The organism is Pseudomonas sp. UBA3153 (genome assembly GCF_002364635.1).
GTDB lineage: Bacteria > Pseudomonadota > Gammaproteobacteria > Pseudomonadales > Pseudomonadaceae > Pseudomonas_O > Pseudomonas_O kuykendallii.
The window spans coordinates 1-13840 of sequence record NZ_DEYR01000022.1; the positions used below are offsets into that span (position 1 = coordinate 1).

Here is a 13840-nt window from a genome sequence, read left to right on the forward strand (position 1 = left end):
CCCAGGGAGACAGGTCGTGCGGCAGGCCGTTTTCCGTCTCGGCAGCGGCCAGTGCCTCGGCGTCGGCATCGCTCGGCGGCGCCGCGGCGTCACCCTGCGGCGCGGGCTGCGCGCTGGCGTCGACGGCCGGCTGCTGCGACGCGTCGCCCGCCGAAGCGGCGTTCTGAGCCGGAGCAGCCGCGGGGGCGTTGGTGGTGCCTTCGCTCTGCTGGGCGAAACCGGCAACCGGCGTCAGCAGCAGGCTGAACAACAGGGCGCCGAGAATGCGAGACAACGGCTGGGCGCTGGAGAGTGTGGATTTCATGCGGGCCTGACCTGAGAAGAAGACAAAGGCGATTACCGGGCGTTTTGCACGCCGGACCGGAAGGCCTGCCATTATTGCAATTAATTCTTGTTTGTAAACTGAAATGCTTCGCGGCCTTACGGTCGCCCGGCTCGGAAAGCGGCGATGCAGCCGCTATGCTGCTCTTTTTTGCGGAGCACGCCGATGTCCGAACACCCTTCGCTGCTGATCGCCGGATGCGGGGATATCGGCTGCCGTCTCGGCGAGCGGCTGACCGCCGCCGGCTGGCTCGTCCACGGCCTGCGACGAAACGTCGCCGCACTGCCCGCGGCGGTGCTTCCAGTCGAGGGTGATCTGGCCGCGCCAGACGTGCCCGCGCAGTGGCCGGACGCCGCCCCCGACTACGTGGTGTACGCCGCCGCGGCCAGCCAGCATGACGAGGCCGGCTACCGCGCCGCCTACGTCGACGGCATGCGCCATCTGCTCGGCTGGCTGCGGCAGCGCAACCAGCGGCCGCGACGCCTGCTGTTCGTTTCCAGTACCGGGGTCTATGCCCAACATGACGGCGAATGGGTGGACGAGCGCTCGCCTACCCTGCCGACCGGCTACACCGGCCGGATCATGCTGGAAGCCGAGCGGCTGGCGCTCGCCAGCGGCCACCCGACCAGCGTGGTGCGCATGGCCGGTCTTTACGGACCGGGCAGTCGCTGGCTGATCGAGCAGGCCCAGCAGGGCTATCGGGCGAGCCGCGAACCGCCGCTGTACGCCAACCGCATCCACCGCGACGACGCCGCCAGCCTGCTGGCGGCCCTGCTGCAGGCGGGCGCCGCCGGTCAGCCGCTGGACGACTGCTACCTCGGCGTGGACGACACGCCGGCGCCGTTGCACGAGGTGATCGACTGGCTGCGCGAACGCCTTCGGGTCAGCGACGTGCCGGACCAACCGCTGTCGCGGCGCGCCGGCAGCAAGCGCTGCAGCAACGCCCGCGCGCTGGCGCTGGGTTGGCGTCCGGCCTATCCGAGTTACCGCGAAGGCTACGCGGCGATGCTCGACTGAGCCGGCGGCGGCCGCGAGGCATGCATCTTGCTGCGAGGCAAGCACCTTCCTCTGCCGGTCGCCGCCATGCTGCATTCGCACCTGACCACCCTGCACGCGGTCTCCCTGGCCCTCGACATCCTCTGCCAGGACGGCGCGATGAGCCCGGAAACGCTGCTCGCTGGCAGCGGCATACGCCTGCAGGACCTGCAACGCACCGATCTGCGCATCGCCATCGCCCAGGAGCGCCGCGTGTTCCTCAACGCCGTCGCGCAGCGCTGCGACCTCGGCTTGGAGATGGGCCGGCGCATGCACGTGTCGTCCTACGGGTTGCTCGGTTACACCCTGCTGTCCGCCGCCACCCTGGGTGACGCCCTGGAGCTGGCGCTCGGCTACCCGGCGCTGCTCGGCACGCTGTTCGAGCTGCGCCTGCGCAACGAAGACGGCGTGGTCTGGATGGAGGCCGGCGGCTACCGCGAGCTGCCCGAGCTCGAGGTGTTCAACGTCGAGTTCTGCCTGGCCTCGCTGAAGCTGATCTGCGATGACCTCCTCGGCCAGCCGCTGCCGTTGCTCGGCGCGTGTTTCCAGCACGCCTCGCCCGCCTATCACGCGCTGTACGCGCGCAACTTCCCCTGCCCGGTGCGCTTCGACGACACGCGCAACGCCTTCGGCTTCTCCCGCCACTGGCTCGATCGTCGCCTGCCATTGGCCGACGCGGTCACCCACCGCGACATGCTCGAACGCAGCCGCCAGCTCAACCGCGAGTTCGCCTGCCGCCAGGCACTGATCAGCCGCGCCCGCCAGGTGCTCGCCGGCGCCCTGCCGCGGGCGCCCGGCCTGGAGGAACTGGCGCGTCAGCTGCACTGCTCGCCGCGCAGCCTGCGCCGCCACCTGCAGGACGCCGGCACCTGCTACCAGGCGCTGCTCGACGAGCTGCGCTACGAACATGCGCGACAGCTGCTGGAACAGGAGCGCCTGCCGATCCACCGCATCGCCGAAGCCATGGGCTACAGCGAGACGGCGAGCTTCCGGCATGCCTTCCAGCGCTGGAGCGGAACCACGCCGAGCCGCTTCCGGCATCCCGCGGCGGCCGGCTGACCAGCACCGCCGCGCACCGGGAGAGGGCAGCCGCGGCCCCATCCTGTGGCCACATCGATCCCTTTTTGGCCGCTCCGCACGTTTCCTCGCGCGCCCAATCACCGGACACTGGAACGCAGCCATCGCCAGGAGAACGACACCATGCTGACCGTCTATAGCGACGACCACCGCCTGCACCACGGCCGCTGCGAACTGATCGACGGCGAGTTGAAGCCGTGCTTCGAAATGCCCTCGCGCGCCGACCACGTGCTGCAGCGCGTGCGCCAGCAGAACCTCGGCGAGGTCATCGCGCCCACCGACTTCGGCCGCGCGCCGATCGAACGCATCCACGACCGCGCCTACCTGGAATTCTTCGAGGGCGCCTGGGCACGCTGGGCGGCGATGGGCCGACCGGGCGACCTGATGCCCTTCACCTGGCCGGCGCGCACCCTGCGCGGGGTGATACCGGACAACCTGCACGGCCAGCTCGGCTACTACAGCTTCGACGGTGGCGCACCGATCACCGCCGGCACCTGGCAGGCCGCCTGGAGCGCCGCGCAGGTCGCCCTCAGCGGGCACCAGCACCTGGCCGGCGGCGCCCGCAGCGCCTTCGCCCTTTGCCGTCCGCCGGGCCACCATGCCGCGGCCGACCTGATGGGCGGCTACTGCTACCTGAACAACATCGCCATCGCCGCCCAGGCCTTCCTCGACGCCGGCTGCAAGCGCGTCGCCATCCTCGACGTTGACTATCACCACGGCAACGGCACCCAGTCGATCTTCTATGGGCGCGACGACGTGCTGTTCACCTCGATCCATGGCGATCCGCGCTTCGAGTTCCCGTTCTTCCTCGGCTATGCCGATGAAACCGGCGAAGGCGCTGGCGAGGGCTTCAACCTGAACCTGCCGCTGCCCGCTGGCAGCGCCTGGGCCGCCTGGGGCGCGGCGCTGGACAGCGCCTGCGAGCGGATCGCCGCCTACGGCGCCGAGGTGGTGCTGGTGTCGCTGGGCGTGGACACCTTCAAGGAAGACCCCATCTCGCAGTTCAAGCTGGACAGCCCGGACTACCTGCGCATGGGCGAACGCATCGCGCGTCTCGGCAAGCCGACCCTGTTCGTCATGGAGGGCGGCTACGCGGTGGAGGAAATCGGCATCAATGCGGTGAATGTGCTGGAAGGTTTCGAAGGCGCCTGACCACAGGCGGCGATTCGATGTTGGGAGTTCATTTCATTAGGGGGAAGAACATGAAGAAGATCCATCGCCTGCTCGGCAGCGCGATCTGCGCTGCGACCCTGCTGGCCGGCGCGGCACACGCCGCCGAACGTGAACTGCGCGTCTACAACTGGGCGGACTACATCCTTCCGCAGACCCTTAAGGACTTCCAGCAGGGCAGCGGCATCAAGCTGATCTGGGACACCTTCGATACCAACGAGGCACTCGAAGCCAAGCTGCTCACGGGCAATTCCGGCTATGACCTAGTGGTGCCGTCCAACCAGTTCCTCGAAACCCAGATCAAGGCCGGCGTGTTCCAGAAACTCGACAAGAGCAAGCTGCCGAACTGGAAGCACCTGGACCCGGCACTGCTCAAGCTGCTCGACTCCAATGACCCGGGCAACCAGTACGGCGTGCCCTACATGTACGGCACCGTGCTGATCGGCTTCAACCCGGCCAAGGTCAAGGCCGCATTGGGCGACGACGCGCCGGTGGACAGCTGGGACCTGGTGTTCAAGCCGGAGAACATGGAGAAGCTCAAGGCCTGCGGCGTGGCGATGCTCGACTCGCCGACCGAAATCCTGCCGATCGCCCTGCACTACCTGGGCCTGGACCCCAACAGCACCAACCCGGATGACTACAAGAAGGCCACCGAGCTGATGCTCAAGGTCCGTCCCTACGTCACTTATTTCCACTCGGCGAAGTACATGACCGACATCGCCAACGGCGACATCTGCGTCGCGGTGGGCTACTCGGGAAGCTTCTACCAGTTCGGCAACCGGGCCAAGGAAGCCGGCAACGGCGTGGTGGTCGACTGGCGCCTGCCGAAGGAAGGCGCGCCAATCTGGTTCGATACCTTCGCCATTCCGAAGAGCGCGAAGAACGTCGAGGAAGCCCACGCCTTCCTCAACAACCTGCTCGATCCGAAGGTGATCGCGCCGATCAGCGATTTCCTCGGCTACCCGAACCCGAACGCCGACTCGATGCCGCTGGTGAGCAAGGAAATCAGCGAGAACGTCGGTTTGACGCCCACCGCCGACGCGCAGAAGACGCTTTACACGGTCAGCCCGCTGCCGGCGAAGGCCGAACGCGAGCGCACCCGCGCCTGGACCAAGATCAAGTCCGGGACCTGATCGTTCTCGACACATGAAAAACCGGCCACTGGCCGGTTTTTTATTCCGACGCCGTTCACTCGCCGCGGATATATCCCTCGAGGTGCTGGATCAGGCTTTCCTGCTCGGCGTTGATCTCCTTCACCAGGTCGCCGATCGACAGCAGGCCGATCAACCGCCCCTCCTCGATCACCGGCAGGTGGCGCAGGTGGCGCTCGGTCATCAGCTGCATGCATTCCTTGATGTCCTGGCGCGGATCGACGGTAATCACCGCCGAGGTCATGATCGCGCTGACCGGCGTGCCGATCGAGGAGCGCCCCTGCAGCACCACCTTGCGCGCGTAATCGCGCTCGCTGACGATGCCCACGAGGCGGCCGTCGACATCGGTGACCGGCAGCGCGCCGACATTCTTCTCCGCCATCTGCCGGAGCGCGTCGAGCACGGTGTCCTCGGGCGCGATGGTGTGGATGCTCTGGATCTGTTTGCCCTTGAGAATTTGCGCAACGCTTTTCATTGGATTCTCCCTGTTCTCGCCCACGCCGGCGGCTGGCTGTATTGGTCATAGCATTCCGTAGCCAGCGCGCCAGTTCAAAGCGACATAACGCATCGACGCGATTGAGAAAATTCGCGTACGCGCTCCAAACCCAGGAGGTCAGCCGCGTCGGCGGCTCAGCGCGCCGCGCGGTAGGCCTTCTTCAGCGCCTTCAGATCGTCGGGACTGCAGAGGCTCGGCGTGGCGCCGGTCATGTCGTAGCAACGCTGCCCGAAGCCCATCGGCCAGTAGATGATCGCGAAGGGCGGCCAGAAGATCGAAGCCGGGCGGAAGCGCGCTCGCAGACGGCCGCGCTCGGTCGAACCGGTGGCGCTGGTCAGCGTGTAGGGCACGCCGCCGGCGCGGTTCCAGAAGAACGGCCGAACCTTGATCAGACCCTGGTGGTACTGCTGGGGACGCTCGTTGATGGCGAGGGTGCTCTGCTCGGGCAACTTGAACCAGGCCTTGGTGGAGCAGGCGCCGGTGAGAAGGGCGAGGCAGAGCAACAGGGCGATGCGCAGGAAGGACATGCGGACAATTCCTTTTGTGGGAAGGGAAACGCCGGGGTCCAGCCCGGCGGGCGCGGAGTATACCGATGGCATTCCGGCGCACAAGAAAAAGGGAACCAAAAAGGCTCCCTTTTCGTCCCCGGCAGTTGTCAGCCTTCGATTTCCACCAGCACTTCGCCCGGATTGACGCGGTCGCCTTTGACCACGTGCACCGCCTTGACGGTACCGGCGATGGGCGCCTGCACCTCGGTTTCCATCTTCATCGCCTCGGTGATCAGCACGGCCTGGCCGGCCTTGACCGTGTCGCCTTCCTTGACCAGCACGTCGACGATGTTGCCCGGCATGCTGGTGCTCACGTCGCCCGGGGCGCTGGCCTGCTTGCGGCCGCCGTCGGCGCCGGCGACGTAGTCGTTAAGCGCCTCGAACACCACTTCTTCGGGCATGCCGTCGATGGACAGGTAGAAGTGCCGCTTGCCGCTGCCCTTGACGCCGACCCCGGTGATGTCGACGCGGTAGCTCTCGCCGTGCACGTCGATAACGAACTCGGTGGGCACGCCCTTGCCGCTCACCGGTGCCACGCCGCCGGCTTCCGGAATCGGCAGCAGCGCTTCGGGAACCAGGTTGCCGGCTTCGCGTTCCTCGAGGAACTTGCGGCCGATGTCGGGGAACATCGCGTAGGTCAGCACGTCCTCTTCGCTCTTGGCCAGCGCACCGATTTCCTTGCGCAGCTTGTCCAGCTCCGGCCCAATCAGGTCGGCTGGACGCACGTCAATGACCTCTTCGTTGCCAATCGCCAGGTGCCGCAGCTTATCGTCGACCACGCCCGGCGCCTTGCCATAGCGACCCTGCAGGTACAGTTTCACCTCGTTGGTGATGGTCTTGTAGCGCTCGCCGGCAAGCACGTTGAACACCGCCTGGGTGCCGACGATCTGCGAGGTGGGCGTCACCAGCGGCGGGTAGCCGAGGTCCTTGCGCACCTTCGGGATCTCCTCGAAGACTTCGTTGATGCGGTTCAACGCGCCCTGCTCCTTGAGCTGGTTGGCGAGGTTGGAAATCATCCCGCCGGGCACCTGGTTGACCTGCACACGGGTGTCGACGCCGGTGAATTCGCTCTCGAACTGGTGGTACTTCTTGCGGATCGCGTAGAAGTACACACCGATCTCCTGGATCAGCGCCAGGTCGAGGCCGGTGTCGTAGGGGCTGCCGCGCAGCGCGGCGACCATCGATTCGGTGCCCGGATGGCTGGTGCCCCAGGCCATGCTGGAGATGGCGGTGTCGATGTGGTCAGCGCCGCTCTCGATGGCCTTGAGCTGGCACATGCTGGCGACGCCGGCGGTGTCGTGGGAATGGATGAACACCGGCAGCGGAGAGGCGTCCTTGAGCGCCTTGACCAGGTCGCCGGTGGCGAACGGCGTCAGGAGGCCGGCCATGTCCTTGATCGCGATGGAGTCCACGCCCATCGCCTCCATGGCCTTGGCCTGGGCGACGAAGGCGTCGACCGTGTGCACCGGGCTGGTGGTGTAGCAGAGGGTGCCCTGGGCGTGCTTACCGGATTTCTTCACCGCGCGGATCGCGGTTTCCAGGTTGCGCACGTCGTTCATCGCGTCGAACACGCGGAACACGTCGATGCCACGGGCGGCGGCCTTGGCGACGAACGCCTCGACCACATCGTCGCTGTAGTGGCGATAGCCGAGCAGGTTCTGCCCGCGCAGGAGCATCTGCAGGCGCGTGTTGGGCAGCGCCTCGCGCAGCTGGCGCAGGCGCTCCCACGGGTCTTCCTTGAGGAAGCGCACGCAGGCGTCGAAGGTGGCGCCGCCCCAGACTTCCAGCGACCAGTAACCGACGCGGTCGAGCTTCTCGCAGATCGGCAGCATGTCTTCGGTGCGCATGCGCGTGGCGAGCAGCGACTGATGGGCGTCGCGCAGGATGGTATCGGTGACCGTGATCTTCTTGCTCATCTCTAATTCTCCCTCTGGCCGCTGATCCGCGGCGACCCGGCCCAGGCCGGGCACGATTCGTTAAAGCCCGGCGTGGGCGGCGATGGCGGCGGCGATGGCCAGGGCCAGCTCGCCCGGCTTGCGCTTGATCGAGTAGTTCAGCAGCTCCGGATGGTTGTCGACGAAGCTGGTGTTGAACTGGCCGCTGCGGAATTCCGGGTCTTCGAGAATCTGCTGGTAGTAGGTGGCGGTGGTCTTGACCCCCTGCAGGCGCATGTCGTCCAGCGCCCGCGAACCGCGCGCCAGCGCCTCCTCCCAGGTCAGCGCCCAGACGATCAGCTTCAGGCACATGGAGTCGTAGTACGGCGGGATGGTGTAGCCGGTGTAGATCGCCGTATCGGTACGCACGCCGGGGCCGCCGGGCGCGTAGTAGCGGGTGATCTTGCCGAAGCTGGGCAGGAAGTTGTTGCGCGGCTCCTCGGCGTTGATGCGGAACTGCAGGGCGAAGCCGCGGTACTGGATGTCTTCCTGCTTCACCGACAGTTGCAGCCCGGAAGCGATGCGGATCTGCTCGCGGACGATGTCGATGCCGGTGATTTCCTCGGTGATGGTGTGCTCCACCTGCACCCGGGTGTTCATCTCCATGAAGTACACCTCGCCGTCGGCGAGCAGGAATTCCACGGTGCCGGCGTTCTCGTAGCCCACCGCCTTGGCCGCGCGCACCGCCAGGTCGCCGATGTAGGCGCGCTGCTCGGGGGTGAGCTGCGGGCTCGGGGCGATCTCGATGAGCTTCTGGTTGCGCCGCTGGATCGAGCAGTCGCGCTCGAACAGGTGCACGGTGTTGCCGAAGGAGTCGGCGAGGATCTGCGCCTCGATGTGCTTCGGCTCGACGATGCACTTCTCGAGGAACACCTCGGCCGAGCCGAACGCCTTGGTCGCCTCCGAAATCACCCGCGGGAAGTTCTGCTCCAGCTCCTCGCGCGAGTTGCAACGGCGGATGCCGCGTCCGCCGCCGCCGGACGTGGCCTTGAGCATCACCGGATAACCGATGCGCTCGCCTTCGCGCAGTGCTTCGGCGAGGTCGGCGACATTGCCCTCGGTGCCCGGCGTGACCGGCACGCCGGCCTTGATCATGCTGCGCCGCGCTTCCGTTTTGTCGCCCATGCGGCGGATCACCGAGGCCGACGGACCGATGAAGCGAATGCCCCGCTCTACGCAGATTTCCGCCAGCTCGGCGTTCTCCGAGAGAAAGCCGTAGCCGGGATGCAGCGCATCGCAGCCGGTTTCCACCGCCAGGTTGACCAGCTTGCGCGGGTTCAGATAGCCGGCCAGCGGATCATCGCCGATGAAATGCGCCTCGTCCGCGCGCTTGACGTGCAACGCCATGCGGTCGGCTTCGGAGTAGACGGCCACCGAACGGATGCCCATCTCGGCGCAGGCGCGCACGATACGGACGGCAATCTCTCCGCGGTTGGCGATCAGGATTTTCTTGATCACGCGTGTCTTCCTCGACCCAGTGAACAGATGCCCAGCGTGTGGGCGGCGTGCGACCGGACTTCATGTAGCGGTCTTGCGGCAACACTACGCCGGATCACCGATCAGCAAAAATCAATAATTGTTGGGTCAGCTATTAGGAATGACTTATCTTTCTGCTCATCGGAGAGAACAGTAATCCCCAGCGCGCCGCGAAAGAGGTCGGAATAGATGCGTAAGTCCTTGATGCGCATGACGTTGCGTCAACTCCAGGTATTCAACGCGGTGTGCGACACGCGCTCCTACAGCCGCGCCGCGGAGGAAATGTCGCTGAGCCAGCCGGCGGTGAGCCTGCAGATTCGTCAGTTGGAAGAGCTGATCGGCCAGCCGCTGTTCGACTACGTGAGCAAGAAGCTCTACCTCACCGATGCCGCGGAAGCGCTCAAGCGCGCCAGCCTGGACATCTTCGGGCGCCTGGAAAGCCTCGACATGCAACTGTCCGACCTGCAAGGCTCGCTGCAGGGCCAGCTAAAACTGGCGGTGGAATCCTCGGCGAAATACTTCGTGCCGCACCTGTTCGCGGCGTTCCGCGAGAACCATCCGGAAGTCAGTCTGCAACTGGTGGTGATCAACCATGCCCAAGCGGTGCGACGGCTGTCGGCCAATCGCGACGACCTGCTGATCATGTCCCAGGTGCCGCAGGACGGCTCCCTGGAATTCCTGCCGTTCCTCGACAACCCGATTGTCGCCGTGGCTCCGGCCGGGCATCCGCTGTGCGCCGAGGCCTCGCTGACGCTGCAGGACCTGACGCCCTGGCCGCTGTTGATCCGCGAAACCGGCTCGGGCACGCGCCAGGCCTGCGAGGACTACTTCCACCAGAAGCGCGCGCACTTCGCCCAGATCCTGGAGCTGAGCTCCACCGAGGCGCAACGTGAAGCGGTGATCGCCGGGCTCGGCCTGGCGCTGCTGCCCCGCCACGCGGTGCGCCGCGAGCTGGAAGGCGGCCTGCTGCGCGAGCTGCCGGTGCGCGAACTGCCGCTGATGCACAGCTGGTGCCTGGTGCATCCGCGCGGCAAGTACCTGTCGCCGGTGGCGCAGACCTTCTTCGCCTTCGTCCGCGGCGAACGGGCGAGGATCAGTGCGCTGGCGGCGCGCTTCGGCGGTCGGCCAGCGAACCGCTGAGGGCGTTGAGGGCGATCAGGTCGGGGTAGGCATCGAGCTCCTGCTGCAGCAGGCGCTGCTCGGAATAGGCCTCGATGGCACGGCGGAATTCCATGCGCCGCTGGTCGAGCTGCTTGCGGCGGTTCTTGCTGTCGAGGGTGGAGGGCTGACTGAGCATTGCTGGTACTCCCCTTGGACGTGTGGAGCACCAGTATCCTGTGTGTAAATGACGGTTTGGCGACAGCGTCAGTGCTTCAGAAGGAGCCCGTCCAGCTCATCGCCATCCAACGTGCGGGCTGCTGGCCTTCACTGGTGGCGTTGAACAGCAGCGCTACCCGGTTCTCCTGCATCCGCCAGGCGGCGCCGAGCTGGGCACGCACCCAGGCGCGGTCGTCCGAAGCCTGTTGCAAGCTGAAACGCTGCGCTCCCCAGTAGGCGTCGATGTCATCGGCGTCATCCTGCACCCGACGAACACCTTCGAAGCCTGCCAGCAACTCGAGATGGTCGGCCAGCGGATACCGGGCGTTCAGGCCCAGGCGCATTTCCGAGACGGTCTGCTCGCGCGTGGCCAGCGACATCGCCTGGCTACCGCCCTTCTCGTCATACGAAGAAACCCGCGCCTGCACGTAGTTCAGGTCCGCATAGGGCGACAGTTCCACTCCCATCGGCTGCCACAAACGCTCCCAGTCCAGGCGCGCGCGCAACGCCCAGGTATCGACCCTGGGGTCGGCGCTGGACGTCTCGGCGCCGAGGAGGGTCGAGTACTCGCGCCGGGTATCGGCCTCGCCATGGTTGTAGTACGCCGTCAGCGTCGACCACAGATTCGGTGACACGGTCATCACCGGCGCGATGAATTCCAGCAGCAGATACTCGCCGCGCTGCTTCACGGAGCCGGGGCCCGCATGGCCGTCCTGCGCGCGGGTCTTGCCGACCGCGAGACCCAACTGGGCACCGCTCTCGGTCAGGCGCTGGCATCCACCCACCTCCGCGGCGCCGCTGGTGTCGCCGGTGCCGCTCAGGTCATCGCCACCCCAGTCTCCGGCCAGCCAGGCGCAGTTCTGCTTGCCCGGGGCTACGCGCATATCCAGCGGATGACCGTGGTTTCCACTCAGTACCAGGACAGCCGAATCAATCGCCAGGCTGGAGACTCCGCTGGCCTGCCGGCGCAGTCCATCGAGCCCGCTCGGTTGCACCTGGACCTGCACCTGCACGAGATGCAGCGTCGATTCCTTCTGGATGTTGTAATCCGCAAGCGTGCGCCCGTCCTCGAGCTGCTTTCCGGCGAAGATCAGCCTCTGCTGTTCCGGCGCGCCGCCCTCCTTTTCCTGGATCTTCTCCTTGATGTTCTCGATGGTGTCATTGGGCTCGACCTCCAGCGCGATGGTCTTGCCGGTCAGGGTCTTGACGAAAACCTGCATGGCGAACGCGGGCGTGGCCATGCCGCACACCAGCACCATCAGCAGGGCGCGCAGGGAGAGAGAACGTTTGAGAACGTGAGGCATGGGGCAACATCCGGAGAGGCGGGGTCAGGAAGCCGTGAACAGTAGCAAAGTGATACCACTGGAACCAGAACAAAGGTGCCTGACTATTCGCCCTGCTGCTTTGTCGTCTTCGGCGACAGGCGCAGACTTCTCAGGCTGCGCTTCACGCTCTTCAGATGGTTCACCAGCGCCGGGCCGCGCGCCATCGCCACGCCCATGGCGAGCACGTCGATCACCACCAGGTGGGCGATGCGCGAGGTCAGTGGGGTGTAGATCTCGGTGTCTTCCTGCACGTCGATGGCCAGGTTGACGGTCGCCAGGTCGGCCAGCGGCGTCTGGCTCGGGCACAGAGTGATCAGCGTGGCACCACTCTCGCGAACCACGTTGGCGGTGATCAGCAGGTCCTTGGAGCGCCCGGACTGCGAGATGCACACCGCTACGTCGGTGGGCTTGAGCGTCACCGCCGACATTGCCTGCATGTGCGGGTCGGAATAGGCGGCAGCAGTGAGCAGCAGGCGGAAGAACTTGTGCTGGGCATCGGCGGCCACCGCACCGGATGCGCCGAAACCGTAGAACTCCACGCGCTGCGCCTGCGCACAGGCGGAGATGGCGCGCTGCAGCGCCTGCGGATCGAGGTGCTCGCGCACTTCCATCAGCGTGTGCAGCGTGGTGTCGAAGATCTTCAGGCTGAAGTCGGTGACCGAGTCGTCCTCGTGGATCGCGAACTGGCCGAAGCTGGCGCCGGCGGCCAGGCTTTGCGCCAGCTTCAGCTTGAGGTCCTGGAAACCGTTGCAGCCGATGGCGCGGCAGAAGCGCACGATGGTCGGTTCGCTGATGCCGACGTCGTGGGCGAGATCGGCCATGGAACTGTGCATCACCGCGGCGGGATCGAGCAGCACGTGGTCGGCGACCTTGAGTTCCGATTTACGCAGGAGATGGCGGGATTGGGCGATGTGCTGCAACAGGTTCACAGGCAGGACTCGTTCGGGATCGGGTGGTCGGGGCTGTAGTGTTCTTGTAGTTATACTACATGAAAAGTCTTCGCGCCCAGTCGCGGTGCGGCTTCCATCTGTGTAGTACGCCTCCATGGGGCGCTCTCGGCTCCTGTGCAGCTTCTTGCGCAGGCGTGGTGCTCCCAGCGCTCTGCCGAACCCGCCAGGCGCCGTGGGCCGCGTGTATCCGGCAATTGCGCAACGCACTGCCGGGGATTCGGCAGAGCTTTGCGCAGCTGGAGCGGGCTTTGCCATCGACAAAACCGCTGTTTCGCCGCACGAGTCCACAAGCGCCTGATAAGGCTAGAGATTTCCTCGCCTGGCACGTTTTTCGTTAGAGCAGGTGCTCCCGGGCCAACCGGTCCATGACAGCAAGGAGAGCACTCATGCCAACCCCCGCGTATCTGTCCCTCGAAGGAACCAAGCAGGGCCTGATCACCGCCGGCACCTTCACCGAGGACTCGGTGGGCAACATCTTCCAGGAAGGCCACGAGGACCAGATCCTGGTCCAGGCCTTCAACCACCAGGTGATCATCCCGCGCGACCCGCAATCCGGCCAGCCGACCGGCCAGCGCGTGCACAAGCCGCTGATGATCACCAAGGTCTTCGACAAATCGTCGCCGCTGATCTTCAACTCGCTGACCTCCGGCGAGCGGCTGAGCAAGTGCCGACTGGAGTGGTACCGCACCTCCTCCACCGGCACTCAGGAGCACTACTTCACCATCGAGCTGGAGGACGCGGTGATCGTCGACGTGCAATCGCGGATGCCGAACTGCCAGGACCCCAACCTGTCGCACTTCACCCATCTCGAAGACGTCTATTTCACCTACCGCAAGATCGTCTGGACCCACGAGGTGTCCGGCACCTCGGGCTCCGACGACTGGCGCACGCCGATCGCCGCCTGAATCCGATCGCCGGGGCATGGACTGGCCCTGGCACCTTTTCCGGCGCGCTCTGCCGCTCGCCCAGCGAGGCCTACACGCAGAGCGCCATTCGCATCACCGGGAGACAGGGAATGTTCGCAGCGGCCAACACCGCG

13 protein-coding genes and 1 pseudogene are annotated in these 13840 nt (G+C 65.9%); 6 read left to right on the forward strand and 8 right to left on the reverse strand.

All coding sequences use genetic code 11. From position 1 onward, the window contains the following. Window positions 1-304 (reverse strand): annotated as a pseudogene (locus tag B2X67_RS04895) (hypothetical protein); the annotation flags it as partial. 183 nt (window positions 305-487) lie between these two features. On the opposite strand from B2X67_RS04895, the gene B2X67_RS04900 reads away from it, so the two are divergent. From B2X67_RS04900 to B2X67_RS04915, 4 genes are all read left to right on the forward strand, one after another. Then, a complete protein-coding gene (locus B2X67_RS04900; protein WP_286784787.1) occupies window positions 488-1339 on the forward strand; it encodes an NAD-dependent epimerase/dehydratase family protein in 852 nt (283 codons plus the stop codon). Window positions 1340-1405: 66 nt separating this feature from the next. Then, window positions 1406-2416, forward strand: a complete 1011-nt coding sequence (locus B2X67_RS04905) for an AraC family transcriptional regulator (protein WP_286784788.1) — start codon at window positions 1406-1408, stop codon at window positions 2414-2416. A gap of 141 nt (window positions 2417-2557) precedes the next feature. Beyond that, window positions 2558-3586, forward strand: coding sequence for a histone deacetylase family protein (locus tag B2X67_RS04910; protein WP_286784789.1), 1029 nt, complete (start codon window positions 2558-2560; stop codon window positions 3584-3586). A 50-nt stretch (window positions 3587-3636) separates the two neighbouring features. Then, a complete protein-coding gene (locus B2X67_RS04915) occupies window positions 3637-4737 on the forward strand; it encodes a polyamine ABC transporter substrate-binding protein (protein ID WP_282343659.1) in 1101 nt (366 codons plus the stop codon). A gap of 55 nt (window positions 4738-4792) precedes the next feature. Here the strand turns inward: B2X67_RS04915 and B2X67_RS04920 are convergent, their stop codons facing one another. The 4 genes from B2X67_RS04920 to B2X67_RS04935 all read right to left on the reverse strand — a co-directional run bounded on the left by B2X67_RS04920 (window position 4793) and on the right by B2X67_RS04935 (window position 9191). Next, entirely contained in the window at window positions 4793-5230 is a 438-nt protein-coding gene (locus B2X67_RS04920) for a CBS domain-containing protein (protein ID WP_090224725.1), read from the reverse strand. A 155-nt stretch (window positions 5231-5385) separates the two neighbouring features. Then, window positions 5386-5778 carry a hypothetical protein gene (locus tag B2X67_RS04925; RefSeq protein ID WP_286784790.1) on the reverse strand — a complete coding sequence of 131 codons (393 nt, stop codon included), beginning with the start codon at window positions 5776-5778 and terminating at the stop codon, window positions 5386-5388. 128 nt (window positions 5779-5906) lie between these two features. Then, on the reverse strand, window positions 5907-7715 hold the full coding sequence (gene oadA / locus B2X67_RS04930) for a sodium-extruding oxaloacetate decarboxylase subunit alpha (RefSeq protein WP_282343656.1): 1809 nt from the start codon (window positions 7713-7715) through the stop codon (window positions 5907-5909). A 60-nt stretch (window positions 7716-7775) separates the two neighbouring features. Further along, the gene (locus B2X67_RS04935; protein ID WP_090224721.1) at window positions 7776-9191 is read right to left on the reverse strand and encodes an acetyl-CoA carboxylase biotin carboxylase subunit; all 1416 of its coding nucleotides are present in this window, start codon (window positions 9189-9191) and stop codon (window positions 7776-7778) included. A 207-nt stretch (window positions 9192-9398) separates the two neighbouring features. Between B2X67_RS04935 and B2X67_RS04940 the strand changes: the two genes are divergently transcribed. Beyond that, on the forward strand, window positions 9399-10349 hold the full coding sequence (locus B2X67_RS04940) for a LysR family transcriptional regulator (RefSeq protein ID WP_286784791.1): 951 nt from the start codon (window positions 9399-9401) through the stop codon (window positions 10347-10349). Here B2X67_RS04940 and B2X67_RS04945 read toward each other — a convergent pair. The 3 genes from B2X67_RS04945 to hexR form a co-directional block, all read right to left on the reverse strand. Beyond that, window positions 10303-10506 (reverse strand): PA3496 family putative envelope integrity protein, encoded by a 204-nt coding sequence (locus tag B2X67_RS04945; protein WP_282343653.1) that lies wholly within the window; start codon window positions 10504-10506, stop codon window positions 10303-10305. The two genes, B2X67_RS04940 and B2X67_RS04945, sit on opposite strands and share 47 nt — an antisense overlap. Before the next feature lie 76 nt (window positions 10507-10582). Then, a complete protein-coding gene (locus B2X67_RS04950; protein ID WP_286784792.1) occupies window positions 10583-11767 on the reverse strand; it encodes a ubiquitin-like protein in 1185 nt (394 codons plus the stop codon). A gap of 146 nt (window positions 11768-11913) precedes the next feature. Beyond that, a complete protein-coding gene (gene hexR / locus B2X67_RS04955) occupies window positions 11914-12780 on the reverse strand; it encodes a transcriptional regulator HexR (protein ID WP_090224714.1) in 867 nt (288 codons plus the stop codon). 407 nt (window positions 12781-13187) lie between these two features. Between hexR and B2X67_RS04960 the strand changes: the two genes are divergently transcribed. After that, complete coding sequence (locus B2X67_RS04960) at window positions 13188-13706, forward strand: Hcp family type VI secretion system effector (RefSeq protein WP_090224712.1); 519 nt, start codon at window positions 13188-13190, stop codon at window positions 13704-13706. The last annotated feature ends 134 nt before the right edge of the window (window positions 13707-13840 follow it).